This window comes from Desulforhopalus singaporensis (assembly GCF_900104445.1).
GTDB lineage: Bacteria > Desulfobacterota > Desulfobulbia > Desulfobulbales > Desulfocapsaceae > Desulforhopalus_A > Desulforhopalus_A singaporensis.
On sequence record NZ_FNJI01000001.1, the window covers coordinates 211,917 to 236,478 of the forward strand.

Here is a 24,562-nt window from a genome sequence, read left to right on the forward strand (position 1 = left end):
AAGCTGCGTAATTTTCATGCGCCGGTCGTCCACTTTTGGGTCCCTTGGGAAATTCCTGAAAGACATATCCGGTCTGCCATGATTATTTGCCAGTTTGACTGTAAAATAATCATGGCAGATCAAATTAAAAGGTGTTCATCGTCCAGATCCCGCATGGGCAGGTGTCGGCGCAAAATCCGCAACCAATACATTTGTTGTCATCTGAGATATATTCATACCCTGTCTCAGAACCCGTTGGCAACTCCCTTTTGGAAATAGCACCGGTTGGACAGATGGTTTCACAAAGGTGACAATCACGGCATGAGGCGCAGGACAGGCAGCGGTCGGCCTGGTTTTGTTCCGAAGCTGCAAGCTGTGTTGGGATGTAGTGGGTTATGGTCAACGCCTGCTGGGGGATCAGCGGTTTGTCGAAAGGTTTCCATTCGACTCCCTTGCATTTTGCGATAATGAATTCCGCCGCTGTCTTTCCGGCGCCAAGAGCGTGGGTTGCAAGTCCCGGCTTTTCAACATCGCCGATCGCCAGCAACCGGGTGTCGGAGGTAAGATGGGCCTTGTCGGTCTTGATCCATGCGGCTCCACCAACGGTTACGGTCTCGACGTCTTCTGGTAGAAAAGAGAGCGCCGGGACATCGCCGATGGAGATAATAACCGTCTTGGCCGGGATCAGTTCGCCGTCTGATGTCCACACTCCTTCGTCCGTCACTTCCCTGGTGGTAACAGGCCACCTGAAGGATGCGCCGAGTCTTTCGGCGGCTTCTTTTTCCTTGCCGAATGCGAGCGGTTTCTGGATGTCGACGAGGACGACTTTTTCAGCCCCCAGTCTATATGCTTCACAGGCTACGTCGCAGCCGACGTTTCCGGCTCCGATTACCACCACTTCACCGCTCACTGCCGGAGGCGCCGGGCTTTTTGCCTGTTTGAGGAATTCGAGCGCCGGCACCACCCTTTCGCTTCCCGGAAATTGCAGGATCCTGGGGGCGTGGGTTCCGACGGCGACTACGGTATAGTCGTATTTTGTCCGCAGCTCTGCGAATTTCTCCTTGGTCAGCCTGGTGCCCAGGTTGATAAAGATGTTCGGCGTATTGGCAAATCTCTGGATCTCCTGGTGCCAGATCGCCTGGGAGAGCCGCTCCCAGGGGATTACCTGGGCGAGTTTGCCGCCGATCTTGTCGTCCTGCTCGAAGATATGGGCTTCAATTCCATGCAGTGCCAGTTGCCAGGCGACGTTTATGCCGGCCGGTCCGCCGCCGATGACTGCAACTTTTTTACCGATGGGTTCAGGTACGGAAGGAGCCTGAATGTGGCCGACGGCCCGGCCGAGTGTCGCCACATCTATCGGCTCATCGACACCTTGCCGCGAACAGTTTTCCATACACAGATTCGGACAGACCGAGCCGCAGACCGATGCGGGCAGCGGGGTGTAGCGAAGCAGCATTTCATAGGCATCGTCTATCCGTCCTTCCCGTATGAGGCTGAGCCGGTCGACGGTGGGGATATGCACCGGGCAGAAATAGGTGCACGGTGCAGCGGATTCATGGTTTGCCCAGTATGGTTTTTTTCTCCTGAGATCGCCGGTAACAATGGTCTCGATAGGACTGCGGTCAAGCCCCGGGGCGAGATCTCGCAGCGGATCGCCGCCGAAGGCTTTGTTCCAGTGCTCGTTTCTGAACTCGGCCATCACCATCGGGCCTGAGAACATCAGCGCCCGTTCCTGCGGGGTAATGGCGACAAGCGCCCGCCACTCTTCACGCCTGGTGAGGGTTTCAAGCAGCTCCGGGCGTCTGATTCGGCCGAGGAATATTTTTATGTTCTGCTGCAGCCATTGCCACTGCCCATCGTCGGGAAGCACCAGCTTGGCGTTGGTTTTGGCATAACTATCATCAATTTTACCACGGAAATAGATGATCCCGCCGACCATGCCGACACAGGGACGATATCCGAGAATGTTGTGCGGGCTCTTAGGGTCAATCCCGCACACCACGCCGATTCCGCCGCAGTTGAATTCGGCAAAGGAATCTCCGGTGGAGCCCAGCACCCAGAGCTCGGGTTTGGCGTAATCCGGGTTCCACTTGGTCATGGTGAGACCGCGGGCGCCTATGGAACCGCCAATAAAAACCTTGCCGTTGGCCATGGCGTTGCAGGCGCCGTTGGAGGCGTCACCGAGAACCGTTATTTCCGCGCCGATATTGAGGTAGCCGACATCGTCTGAAGTCGCTCCCTCGCAGATTATCCTGGTTCCGGGCATGCCCATACACCCGAGCCGCTGTCCCGACGGACCTCTGACCGTAAGGTTCAAGCCGCCTTCATGCTGCAGCCGGATGCCGATATTATGTTGCCCGAAAGATTCAAGGATGAGATCGTTTGAGGTGGCGGCAGCATTTCGTATCAGCTTCTCAAACTCCATGGAGTTGATGCGGGTACCTTGTTCGTTTAGACCTTTTACAACCGTTGTAGCCACTGAATGCTCCTTCTTGCGAGAATGAAGATCCTTGAGGGATCGGTTTCTCTCTTTGCTGGTTCTGTTCAATTATCAGCAGATATATCTGATCTGCAGTCTCTCTGCGGCAGCCTTGTCGTTTATGCCGATGGCGTCCGACATACCGATCGGCAGACTCTGGGACCTGCCGAGCGGAGCCATGATCTTTTTGACTTCGGTGTTGATCGACATAAATATTTCCGCCACTCGCTGCGCTACTTTGTCCGGGTCAAGCCTGCGGTACAGCTTGGAGTTCTGGCTGGTGATGCCTTTGGGACAGATCCCCAGGTTGCATACGTTGCATCTGTTTTTTTCATTACCGAGACAGCCAGCTGCAGCCTGCATGATATATTTACCGACATGAACCCCCGAGGCGCCGAGCATTATCATGGCCATTCCGTTCTGGGCGACGTTTCCGTTTTTCCCGATCCCGCCTGCGGCAAAAATGGGAATCTCGTTCTGTTTGCCCTGCTTGGCAAGGTCGAGATAACAGTCGCGAACACAGGAGGCGATCGGATGTCCGGTCGCGTCCATCGACACGTTGTAAGCAGCGCCCGTTCCTCCGTCGATACCATCGATCATCAGTCCTGCGGCGTACGGGTTGCGCACCAGGTTGTTCAGTACCGCCTTTGCCGAGGTGGAGGCGGAAATTTTTGGATAGACCGGTACCTTATGGTTAAACGCCATGGACAGGGTCTGGGTCATTTTCATGACACTTTCTTCAATTGAGTAGAGGGTCTGGTGAACCGGCGGGGAGGGCAGATCGACCCCTTCGGGGACGCCCCTGAGCCGGGCGATCAGTTTGGAGACCTTGTACCACATGAGCAGTCCGCCGTCGCCGGGTTTTGCCCCCTGGCCATACTTGATTTCGATAGCTGCGGGATCGCACTGCATCTCGGGAATGGCCCTGATGATCTCGTCCCAGCCAAAGTAGCCGGAGGCGATCTGCAGAATAATATATTTCAGGTAAGGGCTTCTGAGGACCCACGGCGGACAGCCGCCTTCGCCGGTACACATGACCACAGGGATGCCGAGCACCTCGTTGCAGTACGCCACTCCCTGGAGCAGTCCCAGCCACATGTTGGGCGAGAGTGCGCCAAAAGACATGGAGCCGATGACAAAGGGAAAGATTTCCCGGGTGGCAGGAATCCAGCCGCCGTTGAGCGTCCGATCGAGAAAATCCTCCGGAGAGAGTATCCTGCCGATGGTGGTCGTGGCGGTGAATTCATGGCGTCCGGCATCGAGAGCGGGGTCTGTCAACATGGAGATGCGGGTGAACATCATTTTGTCCAGCAAGGTGGGACCCGTGGCATTCCTTCGGCCGCCCCTCTTGAGGGGTTCCCCTTTTCTGTTGTTGAAAAAGAGCGTCCTGTTTTCATTGGTTCCTGAAACAGGTGCAATTGCCTCGTTGGGGCAGACCATGGAGCACATCGCGCAGCCGATGCACATGTGGTCCATGTCCATGACCTGGCGAATGCCGGTAAAAGTCTTGTATTCACTGCCCCTTTGCTTCTGGAAAACATCAAGTTTGGGCAGGCGCTTGCGCATGTACTCCAGCCGTATTGCGCCTTTGGGACACACCGCGGTGCATTGACCGCAGAGAGTGCACCGGTCTTCCCGATGATGAATTATCCACGGAAAATCGGATAGGGCTAGGCTGCCTGGATTGACGGAAACGGATCGTATTGAGACCATATTTCTAATTCCTTTCTATGGGGAGGTATAATAACTGTGTGTTCGCGCATGGGCTGAAAATCAGAAGACGGGTCGCGGTCAGGGACCAGAGCGTCAACCCCGCACAGTTCGGAGGCAATGGCCCAGGCTCCTTCCCGCCCGCCCACAGTGGCGGGACGAAGTTTTTTCTGGTCCATGACCAAAAGACTGGTCTCATCCGGAAGGGTGCCGATAACGGCGTTGGGTCCGTCGATTATAAGGCGCTTGCACGCCTGTCTCAACCCGCTGAGAAATTCCCCCTGAGGGTGATTTTTGAGCTCGCCGGAGTTGAGGGGGGTTATGATATGCTTGTAGGCCTGCAGCGGGAGTTTGAGCTTTTTCAGGGTGTAATGCAGGATATGGGTGAATACTTCGCTGTCGCTCTGATACCCCATGTATCCGGGAATCTGCTTGCCGATCAGCCAGTCCCGGATCGGGACAAAGGCGGTATTCTCACCGTTGGTCATGGTAGAGATCCCCTGGATAAAGAACGGGTGGCAGGCGTAGAGATTGATCCCGTAGTTGGTGTTCTGCCGTCCCTGGGCCATGCAGATGCGCGATTTGATCTGGCCGTCGTGGAGGCATAACCCGTTGCCTATTTGCAGGGGCCATCCCACCTCCTTGATCATCGCCACGTCGGGATAGAAAGAGAAAACGGTTATCTTGTTGTCGTCATTGGAAAGCGCTCTCAGGGCAAGTCTGGTCTTGAGCAACTCCTCCTCTCTTTCTTCGGTGCTTTTGTCCCTGAACGCAGGCGGCATCCGGTAGGCGCGCATAAAGTAGCGAAACCGGTCCGTTGCCTCTATATGGCCTTCTTCATGGTGGAATCGATGGTCATACTTCAGTTCGTACCCGCGTTCCTCCATGTAGTCCTTGATCGTGTTCCACGCCTTTTCGGTGTGGGCGATACCGGAAAGAACCGGGAAATTGGGATTGTATTTGAAATCTTCAAACTCCAGACCTCGGAGTAAAAGACCAAGGCCCGATCCGTCATACCCCTCCTGCATCGCCTCCATCGCGGTGAGAACTTCGTAGGGGGAAAAAGGCTCATTGGCACTTTTAAGGGCTAACCGACACATGTTTTCTCCCGATAATAAAAAAAATCTGCTGCTGCCTTTGAATTGGCTTATGTAAAGTTGCACGTTTTTGTAAGATATTAAACGACAAAAACGTATGATTGAGCTAAAATAATTAAATGATTGTTACAAAAAAGTCAATAGTGTGGTGCTGCGAGAATGTAATGGATGAAAAATGGTTGCCTCGGTGGCAAGGCGTCCTCTTGTCCGGAAGATGATTGCATCAGGGTGGCGGTGCCTGAATTGGGAGATGAGGGTGTTGAGAATGGTCTCAAGAATCGACAGCAGGGGGCAACGCACTGAGAAAAGGGAGGGGCGACCGGCATGCGGAAGAATCAGCCGGGTGGGCATAAAAAAAGCCACTGATTCCTCAGGAATCAGTGGCTTTTTTTATGAAAGAGGCGGAGTTTTACTTGAGTATGTTCTTTACCTTGGTCATATCTTTGACGCTGTCAATTTTTCCTTTTATTTCAGAAACTTCTTTTATTCCAGGGATGTCTTCTACCAGGTCTTTTCCACCCTGCTCAACATCCTGGATGCCTTTTTTAAAAGAACTTATGGCTTTGCCAAGACCAGAGCCTATCTCAGGAAGTTTTTTACCGCCGAAAATGAGAAACGCAATAGCCAGAATAACAATGAGTTCCGGTGTGCCAAGTCCAAACATTGAATACTCCTCCTGAACAATGGGTGCGAGGACCGTCAGGCTTTCGTCTCCTCGTCGCCGTCGTTGTCGTCAATTTTTTTGGTGACTTCTTCCTTTTTGGTTGCATCCTTGAAATTCTTTATCCCCTTGCCGATGCCCGAACCTATTTCAGGCAGTTTGCCGGCACCAAAGATGATAACTATTATAACCAGAATAACGATGAGTTCAGGCATTCCAAGTCCAAACATAATCTTTCCTCGCAAATAAAAACAATGTTGTAAAAAGAGCTGTCAAGCTCAGTATTGCTCTCCAATATTTTCACCTTCGACATTAGAGCAGTCTAATGGTGTTGTCAAGAATTGGCTTGAGCTCCTCTTCGATGTCGTTTTCTTGCACCACATTTTATGTGAGGCTGTTGTTGGCAACAAATGTTTGAATTTCTGCAACATTTGCAGCGATTGTCTGGCACCTGGACTGTTTGTCGCCGATTCCCTGAAGTGGTTCAGGGAAAACCATCGGCTGTCCTGTTGCGGATTCGACGACTTCACCGAACTTTGCCGGATGGGCAGTTGCCAGGCAGACCATCGGCACGCCGGCGGTCCGTAACTGCAACGCGGCCTTGACCCCGACGGCGGTGTGCGGGTCGAGGACGTAGCCGTGCTCGGTATAAAAGGTCCTGATAGTGTCGAACACTTCCTGTTCCGTTACGGCGGCGGCGGCGAAATCTCTCTTGACCTGGTCGAGATGGGATTTGAGGTCGATTTTCCCTGTTGCGCTGAACTGTTCCATCAGGTCGCGGGTTTTTGCCGTGTCGCTGTCGGTGAGGTAGTAGAGATAGCGTTCGAAGTTGGATGCAGCCTGAATATCCATCGACGGGCTGGTTGTAGCTCTGACTTCGCCCAGGGAATAGTCGCCGCTGTTGACGAATCGCGACAGGATGTCATTGTCGTTGGTGGCCAGCACCAGCTGGCGGATGGTGCCAGGAGGCAGCATCTTCTTGGCAATATAGCCAGCGAAAATGTCGCCGAAATTTCCTGTTGGAATGGCAAAATCGACCGAGGAATCTTTTTCATGGCTGGACACGTGAATACAACTGTGCACGTAATAGACAACCTGTGCCAGAACCCTCGCCCAGTTTATTGAGTTGATCGCTCCGAGCCTGTATCTGTTTTTAAACTCGACATCGTTGAAGATTTTCTTGACAATGGCCTGGCCGTCGTCAAAGGATCCTTCGATGGCAAGGTTGAACACGTTGTCGTCAAGGACCGTGGTCATCTGCTTTTCCTGCACCGGGCTGACCCGCCCTTTAGGGTGGAGGATGAAGATGTTTATTCTGCTTTTGCCTCGCACTCCGTAAATGGCTGCAGAGCCGGTATCTCCGGAGGTGGCGCCGACGATGTTGAGCACCTCGCCGCTTTTTTGCAGTAAATATTCAAAGAGGTTGCCGAGAAACTGCAGGGCCACATCTTTAAACGCCAGGGTCGGCCCGTGAAACAGTTCAAGGATGTGCAGTCCGCCCTGGTGGATCAGGGGGGTGACGTCCTGGTGATTGAAGCTGGCGTAGGATTTGTTGATAATGTCACGCAGGTCGCTTGCCGGGATGTCGTCGATAAATCTCGACAGTATCTCAAAGGCGAGTTCAGTGTAGCTGAGTTCGTGCCAGGAGGCAAAAGTCTCACCGCCAACCCGCGGAATAGTGCGGGGGAGCAACAGTCCTCCGTCTTCGGCTAGCCCCATCATCACCCCTTGGGTAAAGGAGATCGGGGATATTCCCCCTCTAGTACTTAAGTATTGCATGGTATTGGTCTTCTTTGGTTTGATGTTTGAAAAAATAGGATAATTTTCTGCGTTGTTGTTAGTTGTGCCACAAAATGCACTATATCTCTTGCTTACTTTTCCACATCAAGCTTTTTGGCATCGGACCACAAGCCTTCAAGGTCGTAAAACCTGCGCTGCTCATGATAGAAAATATGCACGACCACATCGTCAAAATCGAGCAGAATCCACATGCCTTCGTTGAGTCCCTCAGCCTTTGAAGCGTTTATTCTTTTTGATCGCAGCTGACCTTCAATCGCTTCCGCAAGAGCCTGTACGTGTCTTGTCGACTTGCCGTTCATGATGACGAAGTATTCGGTGAATGTGGTCAGTCCGCGAACGTCGAGGATCACCAGATCTTCGGCTTTGGTATCAAGGGCGGCTCTGGCGCATATCTGGGCCAGGTCATGGCCGGATTTGTCTCGATATTCTTTTTTTATCTGTTTCATTCGTTGTTTTGTCAGGTAGTTATGGAAATATTATTTTTTACCCTTTGGGGTTCTCGGTGGGAACTCAAATGTTATCTTACCACTATTTGCCAGAACGAGATAGGCATCAAATGATTTTCTTTTTTTCGAGATAAACCCTTTTATCAGTTCGGTTTTTCCTTGTTCCAGCAGTTGTTTGATGTTTGCCGCGCTGATTTCCCGGGACAGTATGACCTTGCTTATCCTCAACCCTTTTTTTCGGTCGCCGTCAAGACAAGATTCGGACATGAACGCCATGGGGGTCTCATAGACGGGGGAACCATCGATTGGAGAGACGCCTAGGGGAGTGGTTTTCTTTATCTCGTCTGTATCGAGTTCGTCCGTGGAGTCGGCGAATAAAAACTCGACCTTGTTGTTGTGCAGTCTGACCGAGGCGGTGAACGGCTTTCCCCGTTTGGACCGGAAATCGCTGAAGGGTCCTATGGTTTTGCCGGTAAGCAGATCCGTGACATCTTCATCGCTGAGGAGTCTGCCGCCGATAATCTTGCGAATGGTGATCTTTTCATCCTCGGAAATGTAGGCGGTGGGAGAGGAGAAGAGCCGTATGCCGTTCACCGGGCTGAAAGGCGCTTCCGGGCGGACTTCACGGGATTCGAAATTTTTTACCTGATCGATGATATGGTTGGTCATGGCGCGTATTTCGGCCATGAATTTGTCCCGGGTGAACTCTCCCTTGAGGATCTGGTTGAGCTTGTATTCCCATTCACCGGTCATCTCCGGAGAGGCGAGCACGTCTATCTTCATCGCCTCGAGCAGGGCGAGGAGTTCAAAGGCTTTTCCCGTCGGAGTCAGCTCCTTGCCCTCCCTGACCACATATTTTTCCTTTATCAGTTTTTCTATGATTGCAGCCCTGGTGGCAGGAGTGCCGAGCCCCCGTTCTTTCATGGCGTCGGCCAGTTCCTCGTCTTCCACCAGCTTGTCGCTGTTTTCCATTGCCGAAAGAAGGGTCGCCTCGCTGAACCTGGCAGGCGGCGTGGTTTCGTTTTCTTCGCACTGCAAGCTGTCGCAGACGATGTTGGCATTTTCGGGCAGTTGTTCGAGGATTTTATCATTTCCTCCGGTTCTTTCTCCGCTGTAGATAGCTTTCCATCCGGCGTCGACCAGCACTTTTCCTTCTGTGAGAAATGTTTCCGATTCCACCACCGAGAGCCGCCTGGTGTTCATGAACACCGCGGGCGGAAAGAAAACAGCGAGAAAACGCTGCACCACAAGTTGGTAGATCTTAAATTCCGGTTCGGAAAGCTGCTTGGGCAGCAGGTTGGTCGGAATTATCGCATGGTGGTCGGAGATCTTGGCGTTGTTAAAAATTTTCTTGTCGTTTTTTATGTATTTTTTTTCAAGCGCCTCGGCGGCAAATTTACCGAGCTGCCACTGGGTCTGCAGTCCGACTATTTTTTTGACGGAGTCGACGTAGTCTTCCGGCAGGTGCTTGCTGTCGGTTCTCGGGTAGGTGAGGACTTTATGCTTTTCATACAATGCCTGGGCGATTCCAAGGGTGTTCTTGGCGGAAAATCCGAACCTTGAGTTTGCTTCGCGCTGGAGCAGGGTGAGGTCGTAAAGCGGAGGGGAGGATTGTGTGGTCCTCTTGGTCTGCTCTGACACCTCAGCCGGTTTTTCCCGGCATTTCTCCATGATTGCTTCTGCGTCCTCTCGATTCCATAGCCGATCGGACCGTTTGTATGAGTTCTGGGGATCTTTTTTGAAGTCCGGGTCTATCCACCTTCCCTGGTATGTCCCCTTGCCAAAATCAAAGGTCGCCTGGAGATTCCAGTAAGGTTCCGGGGTGAAGTCGATCCGGCTTTTTTCCCTTTTGACCAGCAGTGAAAGGGTGGGGGTCTGGACCCTGCCGCAGGGGGTGAGGAAAAAGCCGCCCTTGCGGGAATTGAACCCGGTAAGGGCCCGGGTGGCGTTGATACCTATCAGCCAGTCGGATTCAGAGCGGCAGAGGGCGGTGTCCTCCAGGGGAAGCATCTCTTCATTGTTGCGAAGTGAGGAGAAAGCCCTCTTGATCGCATCGGATGTCATCGACTGCAGCCACAACCGTTTAAACGATTTTTTCGCGACCGAGTTGTTCCACACGAACTTGACGATATATTTGAATATAAGCTCACCTTCCCGGCCGGCATCGCATGCATTTATTATTTCGATGACGTCTTTTCTGCGGATAAGCTTCTGCAGGGCGTTGAGTTGTGCCTTGGTGCCGTCCAAACCTTTCAAGGGGAAACTCTCCGGCAGGATCGGCAGGTTGTTCATGTCCCATTTCTGATAGGCCGGGTCTATTTCCTCGGGGTAGCAGATGGACACCAGGTGCCCGATAGCGTACGAGACGATGTAGCGGTCGCTTTCAAAATGGGTCTTGGTTTTCTTGAATTTGCCCGGGAGAACTTTGCTCAAGTCCTGAGCGACGCTGGGTTTCTCGGCGATGATTAAAGTTTTATCCGTCATAAATATTATCTGTGGTTCTTCTGCGTACCGTCGTATTGCCGATGGCTTCTATTTCTTCCCGGATGTTAAACAATGTGACGGCAGCTTGTGCAAGACAAGTATTGAATCTGAAAATGGCAGAATCCCAATTGATGATGATTCTCGATACGTCATGCAAATGAGAAGCAGGAAGGTTCTTGAAACAGACGATGTAATAAAGGCACATTAAAACTTTGTCAAATAGAATTTTAACCACGAGGGATTTGCGCCAGCTAAAACCGATTTTTTTTTCTGCTCCTGTCTGCACCCGAAAATTTCTGCAGAGGGGTGGCGCAACACAGTGGCGGACGTGTCAAAGATTGTTGATCGCCGCAGGGAACAGGTGAGTATTCTGCTTGACAAAGTGCTCCGGTTGTGATTAAATTCTGTCTGGTTGAGCTTTGCCTCAAGTCACTCTGCTTCTGGAACCATCTCTTGTATCCGCAGCAAAGTGGCAGGAGAAAACCGGTTATACCTCCTGCGAAGGCGGGAAGGCTTTTGAGAAGTGGGCTTTGCCCGCTTTTTTTTATGCCCGAATATCGGGTATGGCATCGTTTTTGCGGCTGAGCAACGCGTCCGGCCGCCAGGGACGGTGTGTGCTGGTGTCGATTATGAGCGAATTGATTATCGAAAAAATAACAGATTATCTGAATGAATTGCTGCCCTCCATGGGGCTTGAGCTGTTTGATGTCCAGTTCCGCAGGGAAGGACATGGATGGGTACTGCGGGTTTTTATCGACCGGGATGGAGGCGTGACGCTTGACCATTGCAGTGATGTGAGCCGAGAGGTCGGGCAGTATCTTGATGTGGAAGACATTATCGATCATGCGTACAATCTGGAGATTTCTTCCCCCGGTCTTGAAAGGCCGCTCAGGTCAGTGGATGATTTTGCCAGATTCAAGGGCGACAAGGCCAAAGTCAGGCTGCATGAGGCGATCGATGGCGAGAAAAGCTTCGTTGGCCTGATTAAAACTGTTGAGAACTCGACAATCGTACTGGAGCTTGAGAGCGGAGCCCCATTGGAATTTACTTTTGAAATGATAAACAAGGCCAGGCTGGTTTTTTGACTTGTTATCCTGGATACTGTTTGTAGAGAAGATTGTGAGGCGCCGAACCATCGGAGGCGTAAGTCATAGGGACGAGGGAGTAGAATGCTGTCAGATTTAAAACGTATAATCGACCAGATCAGCAGAGATCGGGGATTTGATAAGACATTACTGATAGAGGCAATCGAAGAGGCGGTTCAGTCTGCGGCGAGGAAAAAATTCGGAAGCCGCAGGGATATTGAGGTCCGGTATAATGAAGAATACGGTGAAGTGGAAGTCTTCCAGTTTCGGATTGTGGTGGAGGAAGCTGAAGACGAACAGACCGAAATAGGACTGGAACAGGCCAAACGACTCGATCCCGAAGTGCAGCTCGGCGATGAACTCGGGGAAAAGATGGAGAATATAACCGATCTGGGAAGAATTGCAGCCCAATCGGCGAAACAGGTCATTATCCATCGCATGAAGGATGCGGAAAAAGAGGTGATCTACGATATGTTCAAGGATCGCATCGGTGAAGTTGTCAGCGGCATCGTGCAGCGCTTTGAACGAGGCAATATGGTTGTCAACCTTGGCCGGACCGACGCTATTCTGCCCAAGGATCAGCAAATCCCCAAGAGATCCTTTAAGCAGGGGGACAGGATCCGTGCCTATCTCAAAGAGGTTCGGCAGACCAGCCGTGATTCGCAGCTGGTTCTATCGAGAACCTGCGACGAATTCCTGGCCAAGCTGTTCCAGATGGAAGTGCCGGAAATAAGTGAAGGTATCGTCAGGGTCATGGGGGTTAGCCGTGAACCCGGGTTTCGTGCCAAAATTGCGGTGAGTTCTTCGGAAAGCGATGTCGATCCGGTGGGCGCCTGTGTTGGCATGAAAGGATCCAGGGTGCAGAACGTGGTGCAGGAGCTTCAGGGGGAGCGCATCGATATCGTCACCTGGAGTCCGGATCCGGCTAAATACGTGTACAACGCCCTGGCCCCGGCTCATGTAAGCATGGTCAGGGCCGACGAAGAAGCGAACTCGCTGCTTGTGGTTGTGCCAAATGATCAGCTGTCGCTTGCAATCGGTAGGCAGGGCCAGAATGTACGACTGGCTTCCAAGTTGATCGGCTGGCGGATAGACGTGAAAAGTGAACAGCGTTACGCCAACCTGTCGGATCCCGGCTACAACTCTCTTTTAAAACTGCAAGGGATGGATGAAGCCCTGGCGGACCAGCTTTTCGCCAAAGGAATAACTTCGGCAGAACAGCTCGGTGCCAGAAGTGTCGAGGAGCTGGTCGTTTTTCGCGCAATAGATGAAAAATTTGCGCTGGCACTTATAGCAGAAGCGAAAACGGCTCCGGCGGTTGAAGTGGTTGAAGACGAGAAAGAAGACGAAAAAACAGCGCAGGAGTCACCGGCCGCGGAGGTTGTGGCGGGAAAAGAGACTGTAGCGGAAAACGAAACTGCGGAAACTGACGACAGTGAGGTTGAAACCGGGGACGACTCCGGCTTCAATGCAGAAGGTGAAGACAGCCGGAACGGATGAAGGGTGAAGGTGTCATTTCGTACCTGTTGCTCCTGTAAAGCGAAGAAAGCAAAACATGATCTGTTGCGCTTTGTGTGGGCGGAAAACAAGGTGATGGCCGACCCCGACCAGAAGATGCCGGGCCGAGGAGTATACTGTTGTTCAGACGAACGATGTTTGAGCCGGTTCCTCGGCATGAGCAAAAAGTGGAAAAGATTGTTTCGTCTTTAGAAAAAAATATATAATATGGTGCGTTTTTTTTACCGGACGAATCAAATGACTGTTGCGATGAAATACGGGAGTAGATGATGAGCAGAGTTAGGGTATATGAGTTGGCCAAAGAGGCCGGCATGAGCAGCAAGGCGTTAACCGATAAACTGATTGAGCTTGGTTATGATATTAAGGGTCACAGTTCATCGGTAGACGACGATACGGCTGAGAAAATACGAAATACTGTTCTGAAATCGGCCAACACTGAACTGGTGGAAAAGCGTATTGACAGCGACAAAGAGGGTGGCACCGTAATAAGGCGCAGGGCGACGGTTATTCGCAGACGAGCGAAGGTCAAGGACGAGCCGGAGCAGACTGAGCAGACAGATGCAGATGCTGAAGAAGCGGAGTCGGCAGAATCGGCAGAGGCTCCGCCGGTTGACGAAAAATCAGTGAAGCTTGATGAACACAGACCAGATGTCGAGGCCGCCCGCATAGACACGGGTGCTCAAAGAAAGGAAGAACCGGCCAGGGTCGTCTCGTCGCCGGCTCCAGAAAGCGTCACTTTGCCGGAAAAAGAGATCGAGGCGAAGAAAAAAGAAGAGGTCGAGCCGGAGAGGGCAGCTAAAAAGGTGGAACCAGAAGCAGTCGAAAGGGTTGAAGAGAAAAAGAAAGCTCAGGAAAAGACCACGGAAGACGGGAAGGAACCGGTTGCCGAACAAGCCCCCGCGGTGAAAGAGGTCAAGGAGGTTGCCGACAAGAAAGACAGGCAGCAGAAATCGGCCCAACCGGATGAGGCGGTCAAGAAAAAGAAGAAGATAAAAACTCCGCCGCAGAAAAAACCTATGGCAAGGGTGGTGCGTACCATCGAACTGCCGCAGTCTGAAGAGAGTGGTGGTGCTGCGCCCAGGCCAAAGAGAAAACCGGCCAAAGGACCGCAGCAGAGGCGTCAACTTGACGGTGCGGGCCAGCAGGAAGTAATTGTTGAAAAAGAGGGCGGCCGCAATCGCAAGAAAGGCAAGCGTGTCGGATTTGATGACGATAAGGAAAGAGACACCAGGCGGGGCGGTAAGAAGGGACAGAAAAATGTTAAATTCACCCACTTTGGCCAGGACTATCAGGGACGCGATGGCGGCAAGATGGGTAGGAGAGGGAGAAGGATGCCAAAAGCGGTATCTCCTCCCGCGGAAATGAAGGCCAGCAAGAAACGGTTCAAGGTCTACGATACTATAAGCGTCGGTGATCTGGCCCAGAATATGAAAGTGAAGGCGAGCGAAGTTATAGCCAAACTGATGGGACTAGGGGTCATGGCCACCATCAACCAGCCCGTTGATACCGATACGGCGATGGTTATCGCCGCCGACTTCGGCTATGAAGTAGAGCAGGGAGTAACCGAGGAAATCGGGATGCAGATGCTTCGGGAAGCGGAAGAGGGCGGCGAGCAGCAGCCCAGATCTCCAGTGGTCACTGTCATGGGACACGTCGATCATGGCAAGACTTCGATTCTTGATGCGATTCGCAAAACTGACGTCGCCCATGGCGAGGCCGGTGGAATTACCCAGCACATCGGTGCGTACCGGGTCCGTTCCGGGGCCGGAGACGTAACCTTTGTCGACACTCCCGGTCATGCGGCGTTCACCGAGATGCGATCGAGGGGAGCCCAGGTTACCGACATTGTTGTTCTTGTGGTCGCCGCAGATGACGGTGTCATGGACCAGACCAGGGAAGCAATTCACCATGCCCAGGCGGCCGATGTCCCCATTATAGTAGCGGTCAACAAGATCGATAAGGACAACGCCGATATCGACCGGGTGAAGAGGGAACTTTCCGAACTCAACCTGATGCCCGAGGATTGGGGTGGGGAAACGATGTATTGTGAGACGTCGGCGAAAAAAAATATCGGGATCGACAGCCTGCTCGAATCGATCCAGCTTCTGGCCGAGATTCTTGAGTTGCGTGCCGATAAAGACAGGAAAGCCAGGGGTCGCGTCATCGAGGCCCAGCTGCATAAAGGCAGAGGCGCTGTGGCCACGGTGCTGATCCAGGACGGGACGCTTCACCTCGGCGAATATTTTGTTGTCGGTCAATACAGCGGTAAAGTTCGGGCCATGCTCGACGACAAGGGACAGAACATTGACCAGGCCGGACCGTCCATCCCCGTGGAGGTCCAGGGACTCTCCGGTGTTCCCAGTGCCGGTGATGAGTTTATCGTCGTAACCGATGAAAAAATGGCCAGAAACGTCGCCAATGTTCGGTCGCTCAAAGCTAGGGAGAGCGAACTCGGCGTCAAGAGCAAGATATCACTTGACAAACTCTTTGAACAGATGTCTGAGGGCGATATGAAAGAGCTCAGGGTCGTTCTGCGCTCAGATGTCCAGGGAACTCTCGAGGCTTTTGCCAAAGCGGCAGAGGATCTCTCGACAAAGGAAATCAAGGTCAAGATCCTTCACGAGGGCACCGGTACGATTACCGAGTCGGATATCCTGCTGGCCTCGGCTTCGGACGCGATCATCATCGGTTTCAACGTGCGCCCCTCGATCAAGGTAAAAGAGCTTGCAACAACCGAGCAGGTGGATGTCCGCTCCTATGATGTCATCTATCATGCCCTTGATGATATCCGCAAGGCCATGGTCGGTTTGCTTGACCCGACGTTTGAAGAAGAGGTTATCGGACTGGCAGAGGTTCGTGATACCTTCAGCGTGCCCAAGGTTGGCACCATCGCCGGCTGTGCAGTACTGGACGGGAAGATTATCCGTTCCGCCAAGGTGCGGGTGCTCAGAGATGGAGTTGTAATCTACACCGGTAAAATAGAATCTCTCAGAAGATTTAAGGACGATGTGAAAGAGGTTCTTTCAGGCTTCGAGTGCGGAATAAGTGTTGAAAAGTTCAACGATATCAAGGTGGGTGACAACCTTGAAGCGTTCATAGTGAAAGAAATTGAAGCAACGCTTGAATAAAAGGAGTCTTTGTGTCTGTTTGGGATCCTAAAAAAACGCTTGATGACGCCGGGCTCGGCGCTGATACCGGAAAAAAGCGGTCGGTGAGAGTCGGCGAGGCCATCAGGATGGAGTTGTCGACTTTTCTGGTGACCAAGGTGGCTGACCCTAGGCTGCAGGGGGTGTCCATTTCCCGGGTGGAGGTGACCGAAGATCTCTCTATGGCAAAAATCTTCTTTACCGTTTTCGGCGGGCACAAAGAGGTGAAGGCTGCAGAGAAGGGTTTCCAGAGGGCCGGTGGCTTCATGCGCAGCCAAATTGCCAAAACGTTAAATCTGCGCTTTACACCCAAACTGCAGTTTCGATATGATAATACTGCGGACAAAGTGGCGGAGCTTGAAGAAATTTTCGCGCAGATAAAAAATGAAAGGGAGTCTGGAGAGAATGGTTCCTGAGGAAATTGTCCAGGCTATTCGTGAGCGGTCCAATATAGTCCTCTTCACACATACGCATCCGGACGGGGACGCCTTGGGGTCCCTTCTTGCTCTGGCTTCCATCCTTGAATCCATTGGCAAAACGGTATTCTGTTATCTCGAAGAGCCGGTCTCCCACCTCTACGATTTTCTTCCGGAAACCGAGCGGGCCCAGACCCGGCTTGAAAAGTATCGCACTTTCCGGCAGTCGGCGGCAGGCGATATCCTGGCTATAGCTCTTGACTGCGGTGACTGCGATCGTTTAGGCGAGAATAAGGGTGAATTCCTGAAGGAGACATCTTTCCTGGTCATCGACCATCATCAGTCCCATGAAGATTTCGGTACCGCAAGATGGGTTGACGCCACCAGGTCATCCACCGGTGAAATGGTCTATGAACTTGCCCTCGCCCTCGGCGCCGCTGTCGATAAAAACTGCGCTTTCAATCTCTATGTCGCGATATGCACCGATACCGGATCGTTCCGCTATGAGTGCACCAGCGCCCGTACTATGCATATAGTCGGCGAACTCCTTAAGGCAGGAGTCAGGCCGGATACGGTGGCCGGATATCTCTACGACAACTACTCCAGGGAGCGACTGAAGCTGCTGGAGATGGCTTTGGGCAGTGTGGAACTCAGCCATGACGGCCAGATAGCTTTCATGCACGTGTCGCAGAAGATGCTTGATGACAGCGGAGCCTCGATAGAAGACCTGGAAGGGTTCATCAACTTTCCGCGTTCTCTGAAAGTCGTCAAGGTTGCGGCCCTGATCAAGGAGAGCGGCAGCGGTCATGTGGCGGTAAGCCTGCGGGCCAAGGGACAGTGCAACGTGTCGGAGGTGGCAAAAAAATTTAAAGGGGGCGGCCATCGGAACGCGGCCGGCTTCAGGTGTTCTGGCAAAAACGTCGGTCAGGTCATCGAGGAACTCAGGACGGTACTTGCCAGGGCCCTTGAAAATGATGACCATGACCAGGCCGGTCACTGCTGAAAACGTTACTTATATGGTGTCGCTGCAGCCTGAACAGTTTAGCGCGGGGATCTTTATGGTCGACAAACCCGCAGGTATCAGCTCGTTTAAAGTGGTGAGCGTGATGCGGAGGATTCTCTCCATCAAAAAGGTCGGCCACGCCGGGACCCTCGACCCGTTTGCCACCGGCTTGTTGATCGTATGCGGCGGTAGGCCGGCAACCAGATTGATATCGCGGTTTATGGAGGGAGAAAAGGAATACCTCGCCACCCTCCGGCTGGGGGTCGAAACCACCACCCAGGACCCGGAAGGAGAAATAGTCTCGCAAAAGGATGTGGGCTGTATCGGGCCGGAACAAGTAGAGGCCTGTTTGGAAAAATACCGGGGATGGCAACTGCAGACACCTCCAAGTTACTCGGCCTTGAAGCATAAAGGAAAGCCGCTCTACTATTATGCAAGAAAAGGTATAGAGATAAAAAAAGAACCGCGCAAGGTTGAGATCAAAACTCTTGAACGGATTGATAGCGGAAAAAATCGGCTCACCGCTGATTATCCGGAGTTGTCGGTGCGGGTGGTGTGCTCAAAAGGCACCTACATAAGGACACTGGCTGAGGATATTGGCCGATCACTGGGATGCGGTGCCCATCTTAATCAGCTGCGAAGGGTTAGAAGTGGCTGTTTTTCCGTGTCAAATGCTCTTGGGTGGGAGCAGCTTTCCGGACCCGGGGCCCTTGATGAATGCTTAAAAACCATGTTAACTGTTGAACAAGTCGCTAAATTGTTGCAATAATCTGTTAAGTTGGATAACTTTACTGTTTCACAAAAGTATCTAGCCGGTCTGCACGGTTCGCCACCAGGAATGCAAGCCATTTGTTGTAGTAACTTCGGAGCGGTCAGAATATCGACACCCCGAAAATTAAACCAATTGTAAACAAAAATATTTTTGTCCATAGAGTTTCAGGAGGATTGTCGTGGCACAGTCAGCTGTCAAGAAAAACGAAATTATTGAGAAATTCAAAACCCATGAGACGGATACCGGATCTTCGGAAGTCCAGATTGCACTTCTTACCGACCGGATCCAATACCTTACCGAACACTTCAAGGTTCATAAAAAAGATCATCATTCAAGGCAGGGGCTGCTCAAGCTGGTCGGCCAGAGACGTAGCCTTCTTGATTATCTCAAGAAAAAAGACATCAACAAGTATCGACAGATTCTGCAGGAACTTGGACTACGCAAGTAACAAGAGAGCAGGTCGCAGGACTGCTTGTTGATGAAGGCATAGTGCCATGTAACACCTCAAACGGTTTTAAAAAGTCGCCGTTTGAGGTGTTTGTTGTTTATAAAAGACCGAGAACAAAGCATACGGGGCTGGTGGATAATCCAGTCGAGAAAATTGGCACTGCGCCTTTCCCTGATGCTGTACATCTGGAGAAATCATGTTTAACAAAGTTGAAACAGAGATCGGTGGAAAGACTATTTCCATCGAAACTGGAAAAATCGCCAAACAGGCATCAGGATCTGTCGTTATCCGATCGGGTGAAACGGTACTGCTGGTAACTGCAGTAGGTGCGGGAGCAAGTCGGCCCGATGTGGATTTTTTACCCCTTACCATCGAATACCAGGAAAAGCTGGCATCAGTCGGTCGTATTCCCGGCAACTATTTTCGTCGCGAGATCGGCAGGCCGAGCGATAATGAAGTACTCACCTGCAGGATCATCGACCGGCCGATGCGCCCGCTTTTCCCCGAAGGGTACCGGTCGGAAACGCAGGTTATCGCGACTGTGCTCTCCGCAGACCAGGAAACCCTGCCCGATGTACTGGCAATGACCGGTGCTTCCTGTGCTCTGACTATCTCCAATATTCCGTTCGACGGACCGGTCGCCGGAGGGCGGGTCGGTTTTATCGATGGCAAATATGTGCTCAACCCATCGGTCTCCGAACTGGCCGATTCCTCTATGGACATTATCGTAGCCTGCACCAGAAAGGCCATTGTCATGGTCGAAGGGAAGGCTGACGAACTGAGCGAAGATGAAGTCCTGTCAGGTATTTTCTATGCCTTTGAAAATCTGCAGCCACTCATCGATATACAGGAAGAGCTGCAGAAAACCGCAGGAAAGGTCAAGGCGGAAGTCGTTGCTCCCGAGGTAAACGCGGAACTGCTCGAAAAGGTAAAAGAGATCAGCGCATCAGGTATGGAGCAGGTCTTTAATACCTCAGATAAACTCGAACGCGGTCGAGTCTTCGATCAGTTGCTGGAGCAGGTGACAACAGCGCTCGATCCCGAGGGCGAAAACAAGGAAGAGATCAAAAATCTCCTCTCTTCCTACAAAAAATCATACATGAGACAACGAATCGCCCAAGACGAGATTCGCATAGGCGGCAGAACGTTCGACCAGATCCGTGACATCTCATGCGAGACGCAGTATCTCCCCAGAACCCACGGGTCCGCACTGTTTACGCGCGGCGAGACCCAGGCGCTGGTCAGCACCACCCTGGGCAGTGAACGGGACAAACAGCGCATCGAGACCTTGGGCGGCGAAGTCGTCTGCAGGTTCATGCTGCATTACAATTTCCCTCCCTATTGCGTGGGGGAAGCGCGGATGCTGCGGGGACCGTCCCGCCGCGATATCGGCCATGGTACGCTCGCCACCCGCGGCCTTGAAGCGGTGCTCCCCGATGAAGAAGATTTTCCCTACTCAATACGGGTGGTTTCCGAGATACTGGAATCAAACGGGTCCTCCTCCATGGCCACCGTATGCGGAGGAAGCATGGCGATGATGGATGCCGGTGTTCCACTGAAACGGCCGGTGTCCGGGATTGCAATGGGCCTCATCAAGGAGGGAGAAAAAGTTGTCATTCTCTCAGATATCCTTGGCGACGAGGACCACCTTGGGGATATGGACTTCAAGGTTGTCGGTACCTGTGATGGCGTCACCGCCCTGCAGATGGATATAAAGATCGACGGGGTCGACAAAGAGATTATGGGCAAGGCGTTGAGCCAGGCCAAAAACGGACGGCTGCATATCCTCTCTGAAATGGAAAAGAGCATCTCCAGGGCCAGGGACGAGGTGGCCGATCACGCACCGAAATACATGGTCCACAAGATCAACCCGGATAAAATCCGCGATATCATAGGACCTGGTGGAAAGATTATCAAGGATCTCTCGTCTGAATTCGATGCCAAGATAGAAGTGGACGATTCAGGACTCATCAAGATCTTTGCCCATAACGGTGCACTTGCCGACGCTCTTGTCGAAAAGGTCAAGTCGATCACCGCTGAGGCTGAGGTGGGCGGAGTGTATAAAGGGGTGGTAAAGACCATCAAAGACTTCGGAGCTTTTGTCGAAATTCTCCCCGGCACCGATGGACTCGTGCATATTTCCGAACTTGATCACAAGCGTGTGGCCAAGGTATCCGACGTGGTCAGCGAAGGCGACGAGATCGAAGTCAAGGTCCTGGATGTGGATAATCGTGGTCGTATCCGTCTGAGCCGCAAGGCGCTGTTGGAAAAAGATTCCTGATCGTTTTAGTACGGTGCAACAAAGTTTGTCAGGGCCGAATCCGCATTTATGTGAATCGGCCCTTTTTTTTGTTTTTTTCCATCGATGACGGGGTAAAAGTGGAAAGTAAAGTGGTACTGTTCAAGTGGCTCGATCCTCGTAACGGAGATGATCTGAAGCTGCCTTCCTATGAAACCGCAGGGTCGGCCGGAATGGACATTGAGGCGGCGGTAAAAGAGCCGGTAAAAGTTCCCCCTGGGGCGATAAGGCTTATTCCGACCGGTTTCTGCCTCGCCATTCCCGAAGGATACGAAATCCAGGTCCGGCCCCGTTCAGGAATTGCGGTGAAATTCGGGGTGACCCTGATCAACAGCCCGGGGACCATCGATTCGGATTACCGGGGGGAGGTTAAGGTTCCCCTTATAAATCACGGAACGGTTCCTTTTACCGTCAACCGGGGGGATCGGATAGCCCAGATGGTCCTTGCCCCTGTAGTTGTCTGTCGATTCGAAAAGGTCGGAGAACTGGCCGAAACAGCGCGAGGAGCCGGGGGCTTCGGTCATACCGGGGTGTAACGAATATGCGGTTTTCAGTTCTTGGAAGCGGCTCCAGGGGAAATGCGGTATATATCGAAAGCGGAGGTTCCGCAATTTTGATAGATGCAGGTTTTTCGGGAAAAGAGATGGAAAAACGGTTGGCGCTTATCGGCAGAAACCTGCAGTCGGTGGCCGGCATCTGCTTAACCCATGAACATAACGATCATATCAAGGGGGCCGGAGTTCTCTCAAGACGTCTTAAGGTGCCGCTCTATGCCAATTATGGTACATTGGCCAGCAGTGAAAAGACTGTGGGCAAAGTTCATGGCTACCGGGAATTTGAAACCGGCGATACCTTCCAGATAGGTGATCTGCAGGTCAGATCCTTTCGTATATCCCACGACAGCGCCGATCCAGTGGGTTTTGTCATAAGCGATAGAGACTGCAGTCTCGGATACCTCACCGATACCGGCAAAGTGTCCCACCTGATGGAGAGTCGACTGACCGGGTGCAGCGGTCTGATTCTAGAGTTCAATCATAATCTCGATATGTTGAAAAACGGACCTTATCCGCTGCCGCTGCAGCAGCGGGTAAGATCTAGTCTTGGCCATCTCTGCAATGAAGACGCCGCCGACTTTTTAGACAGGCTGTTGCCGGCAAAGAAGCTGCGCCATGTGGTGCTTGCCCACCTCAGCGAACAAAACAACACTCCGCAACTGGCGGTAAGAGCGTATCAAGAGAGTAAGAACAACTGCCCGCAGGTGCGTGGTCATGTAGCGTCCCAAGGCGCGCCTACCGCGATTATAGAACTGTAATTTTTATTGCGGAGGGCTCCTTGTTTGATAACTAGGACAGCTCTTCCAGGCTGAGGGGTAATAAATGCAGGAAGCCCCGGATGGGGCTGCGGATCAGTTCTTCGGCAGCAAGATCTTTTTTTCCTTGGGGCGCTTGGGATTTTCTTTGTAGAGCACTATGGTCTTGCCGATCAGCTGTACCAGGGTGCTGTCGGTCATTTTTGCGAGCGATTCTGCTGTGTCGCGCTTTTCCAGGCCGCTGTTGCTGGCTATCTTTATCTTGATCAATTCATGGTTGAGCAGTTCGCGCTTGGTTGTTTCTATCAGCCCGTTGTTCAATCCTTCCTTGCCTATCTGGACCAGCTGGGGCAGCGGGTGGGCGAGCCCTTTCAGGTACTGTTTCTGTCTGGTGGTAAGATGCTTTACTTTTTTTTCAGTAGTAGTGGTCATTATATGTTCTGTTCCTCGAAATATTCGGTATAACCCTTGGCATGCCACACCCATGAAGTGGGAGCCGCCAGTGGTTTTGTATCGTGTGCTTTTACCTTTTGCAGCGGAGTTGTCAATTGTTTTCTGTTTGCCGGCCAGGGTTTTTCATGGTAGCAGCGGCTATTTTCCAAAAAGATTGCTCATGATTTCATAACCGCCTATCCAGGTTCCTATAGCCGAACCTATTCCGGTGAGCAGGAATACGAGAAACACCCGCAGCAGCCTGTTTTTCCACCAGCCTTTAAATGAGACCATATCGTCTCCGGCAGATTCGAACTCTTTGACCAGCGGCGGACAGACGAGTATCTGGACAAAAGCGGTCACATAGCCGGCTCCTATAACCGGAGTGAGGCTTGTTATCGGCGCCGATGCAAACGCACTCAGGGTGGTAAGCGGGTGGGCCAGCGCAAGCAGGGCACCCGCTGCTGCCGGAAGGCCGTTTGCGAGAATCCAGAACAGCAGGTTGGCTCCGGCAACCGACGCTCCTTTTTGAAGGCCGATCGCCACAAGAGAGCCTAATATCAGGGCCGGAATCGACCAGCCGACAATTTTATATCCTTTTGAGACCGGAGGAATAGCGATTATTTCCTCAAGCCGTGAGAGGTTGTCTTCACCAAACCTTCTTTTCATCCCCTCGATATGCCCGGCTCCCACCACAGCAACGATCCTTTTACCGGGTGAGGATTTGATTTTTTCAACCAGGTAAATATCCCTTTCGTCGATAAGCGTCCTCTTCAGGTCGGGCAGGGCCTCGCCGAGTTCGTCCATCATTTCGGTGAGGACGTCTTTTTTCTTGAGCTGGTTCAGCTTGTCTTCAGTTATATCTTCCTTGTCAAAAACTGAACTCAACAGCGATGCGAGCAGATAGCCTTTTTTGAAGAATGACGTTGATTTCCAGGCACGTCGCAGGGTGATGCGTATATCCCGGTCACAGAGTGAAACTGGAATGTGATGCTTCTTGGCGGTCTGGGCGCCGGCAAGCAACTCAGCGCCTGGCATCACTCCCAGTTGACCACCCAGCCTTTTCTGGTACGATGCCATCAGCATGCTTACCAGAAGGGTTGACAGCTGTTTATTCTTGACAATTGTCTTGAGATCCAGGGCCTGCCATTTTTTCTTTTGCGTAAGTGCCTGGAAACGTTTGTCGTCGAGCTCCAGACAGACGCAGTCAGGTTTTTCCTGCTCGATCACTTGTTGCACCAGGGCGACCGAGTCCTGTGATATATGAGCAGTACCGACCAGGAGGATGGTTTTGTCCAGGTGACTGATGGTGTGGACATCGGTGCCGTATTCGTAGGAGGGAAATGCAGTTTCGGGGGTTGCCATGATGTTACGCGTATTGGGGTAAATGAATGTAGTTATATAGCTGTATCTGCTTCGGGCTTCTGCACTGCATCAAAGTAGGCACTGTTGTAGTGGTTGTCATGCAAAATCGGCGA

At 52.1% G+C, this 24,562-nt stretch carries 21 protein-coding genes; 11 read left to right on the top strand and 10 right to left on the bottom strand.

Going from position 1 to position 24,562, the window contains the following annotated elements; genetic code table 11:
• Positions 1-124 precede the first annotated feature (124 nt).
• The 8 genes from BLQ17_RS00890 to BLQ17_RS00925 all read right to left on the bottom strand — a co-directional run bounded on the left by BLQ17_RS00890 (position 125) and on the right by BLQ17_RS00925 (position 10,656).
• Positions 125-2,458, bottom strand: a complete 2,334-nt coding sequence (locus BLQ17_RS00890; RefSeq protein WP_092218826.1) for an FAD-dependent oxidoreductase — start codon at positions 2,456-2,458, stop codon at positions 125-127.
• A gap of 72 nt (positions 2,459-2,530) precedes the next feature.
• A complete protein-coding gene (locus BLQ17_RS00895; RefSeq protein WP_092218828.1) occupies positions 2,531-4,171 on the bottom strand; it encodes a glutamate synthase-related protein in 1,641 nt (546 codons plus the stop codon).
• Positions 4,129-5,268, bottom strand: a complete 1,140-nt coding sequence (locus BLQ17_RS00900; RefSeq protein WP_092218830.1) for a class II glutamine amidotransferase domain-containing protein — start codon at positions 5,266-5,268, stop codon at positions 4,129-4,131. The genes BLQ17_RS00895 and BLQ17_RS00900 overlap by 43 nt, the downstream gene beginning before the upstream one ends.
• 406 nt (positions 5,269-5,674) lie before the next feature.
• Positions 5,675-5,929 (bottom strand): twin-arginine translocase TatA/TatE family subunit, encoded by a 255-nt coding sequence (tatA, locus tag BLQ17_RS00905; RefSeq protein WP_092218832.1) that lies wholly within the window; start codon positions 5,927-5,929, stop codon positions 5,675-5,677.
• Positions 5,930-5,964: 35 nt separating this feature from the next.
• A complete protein-coding gene (tatA, locus tag BLQ17_RS00910) occupies positions 5,965-6,156 on the bottom strand; it encodes a twin-arginine translocase TatA/TatE family subunit (protein WP_092218834.1) in 192 nt (63 codons plus the stop codon).
• A 154-nt stretch (positions 6,157-6,310) separates the two neighbouring features.
• Positions 6,311-7,705: a threonine synthase gene (gene thrC, locus BLQ17_RS00915; protein WP_092218837.1), complete on the bottom strand. Its 1,395-nt coding sequence runs from the start codon at positions 7,703-7,705 to the stop codon at positions 6,311-6,313.
• A 92-nt stretch (positions 7,706-7,797) separates the two neighbouring features.
• Positions 7,798-8,172, bottom strand: coding sequence for a ribosome silencing factor (gene rsfS / locus BLQ17_RS00920; protein WP_092218838.1), 375 nt, complete (start codon positions 8,170-8,172; stop codon positions 7,798-7,800).
• Positions 8,173-8,202: 30 nt separating this feature from the next.
• On the bottom strand, positions 8,203-10,656 hold the full coding sequence (locus BLQ17_RS00925) for a DNA topoisomerase III (protein ID WP_092218840.1): 2,454 nt from the start codon (positions 10,654-10,656) through the stop codon (positions 8,203-8,205).
• Between the two features lie 563 nt (positions 10,657-11,219).
• On the opposite strand from BLQ17_RS00925, the gene BLQ17_RS00935 reads away from it, so the two are divergent.
• The 11 genes from BLQ17_RS00935 to BLQ17_RS00985 all read left to right on the top strand — a co-directional run bounded on the left by BLQ17_RS00935 (position 11,220) and on the right by BLQ17_RS00985 (position 22,655).
• The gene (locus BLQ17_RS00935) at positions 11,220-11,741 is read left to right on the top strand and encodes a ribosome maturation factor RimP (protein WP_245694910.1); all 522 of its coding nucleotides are present in this window, start codon (positions 11,220-11,222) and stop codon (positions 11,739-11,741) included.
• Positions 11,742-11,825: 84 nt separating this feature from the next.
• Positions 11,826-13,241: a transcription termination factor NusA gene (nusA, locus tag BLQ17_RS00940; protein ID WP_092218843.1), complete on the top strand. Its 1,416-nt coding sequence runs from the start codon at positions 11,826-11,828 to the stop codon at positions 13,239-13,241.
• Between the two features lie 9 nt (positions 13,242-13,250).
• The gene (locus tag BLQ17_RS23625; protein WP_407919115.1) at positions 13,251-13,451 is read left to right on the top strand and encodes a YlxR family protein; all 201 of its coding nucleotides are present in this window, start codon (positions 13,251-13,253) and stop codon (positions 13,449-13,451) included.
• A gap of 74 nt (positions 13,452-13,525) precedes the next feature.
• Positions 13,526-16,387 (top strand): translation initiation factor IF-2, encoded by a 2,862-nt coding sequence (gene infB, locus BLQ17_RS00950; RefSeq protein ID WP_245694911.1) that lies wholly within the window; start codon positions 13,526-13,528, stop codon positions 16,385-16,387.
• A gap of 11 nt (positions 16,388-16,398) precedes the next feature.
• Positions 16,399-16,821, top strand: coding sequence for a 30S ribosome-binding factor RbfA (gene rbfA / locus BLQ17_RS00955; RefSeq protein ID WP_092218849.1), 423 nt, complete (start codon positions 16,399-16,401; stop codon positions 16,819-16,821).
• Positions 16,790-17,824, top strand: a complete 1,035-nt coding sequence (locus BLQ17_RS00960) for a DHH family phosphoesterase (protein WP_245694912.1) — start codon at positions 16,790-16,792, stop codon at positions 17,822-17,824. The genes rbfA and BLQ17_RS00960 overlap by 32 nt, the downstream gene beginning before the upstream one ends.
• The gene (gene truB, locus BLQ17_RS00965) at positions 17,793-18,593 is read left to right on the top strand and encodes a tRNA pseudouridine(55) synthase TruB (protein WP_245694913.1); all 801 of its coding nucleotides are present in this window, start codon (positions 17,793-17,795) and stop codon (positions 18,591-18,593) included. Before BLQ17_RS00960 ends, truB begins: the two co-directional genes overlap by 32 nt.
• A 181-nt stretch (positions 18,594-18,774) precedes the next feature.
• Entirely contained in the window at positions 18,775-19,044 is a 270-nt protein-coding gene (gene rpsO / locus BLQ17_RS00970) for a 30S ribosomal protein S15 (RefSeq protein ID WP_092218852.1), read from the top strand.
• A 196-nt stretch (positions 19,045-19,240) separates the two neighbouring features.
• Positions 19,241-21,325 (top strand): polyribonucleotide nucleotidyltransferase, encoded by a 2,085-nt coding sequence (gene pnp, locus BLQ17_RS00975; protein WP_092218853.1) that lies wholly within the window; start codon positions 19,241-19,243, stop codon positions 21,323-21,325.
• Positions 21,326-21,423: 98 nt separating this feature from the next.
• On the top strand, positions 21,424-21,879 hold the full coding sequence (gene dut, locus BLQ17_RS00980) for a dUTP diphosphatase (protein ID WP_218121689.1): 456 nt from the start codon (positions 21,424-21,426) through the stop codon (positions 21,877-21,879).
• A 5-nt stretch (positions 21,880-21,884) separates the two neighbouring features.
• On the top strand, positions 21,885-22,655 hold the full coding sequence (locus BLQ17_RS00985) for an MBL fold metallo-hydrolase (RefSeq protein ID WP_092218856.1): 771 nt from the start codon (positions 21,885-21,887) through the stop codon (positions 22,653-22,655).
• A gap of 93 nt (positions 22,656-22,748) precedes the next feature.
• On the opposite strand, the gene yhbY is transcribed toward BLQ17_RS00985, so the two are convergent.
• Together yhbY and BLQ17_RS00995 are read right to left on the bottom strand one after the other, a co-directional pair.
• The gene (gene yhbY, locus BLQ17_RS00990) at positions 22,749-23,084 is read right to left on the bottom strand and encodes a ribosome assembly RNA-binding protein YhbY (RefSeq protein WP_176761025.1); all 336 of its coding nucleotides are present in this window, start codon (positions 23,082-23,084) and stop codon (positions 22,749-22,751) included.
• Between the two features lie 159 nt (positions 23,085-23,243).
• Complete coding sequence (locus BLQ17_RS00995; protein ID WP_092218859.1) at positions 23,244-24,449, bottom strand: TraB/GumN family protein; 1,206 nt, start codon at positions 24,447-24,449, stop codon at positions 23,244-23,246.
• Between the last annotated feature and the right edge of the window lie 113 nt (positions 24,450-24,562).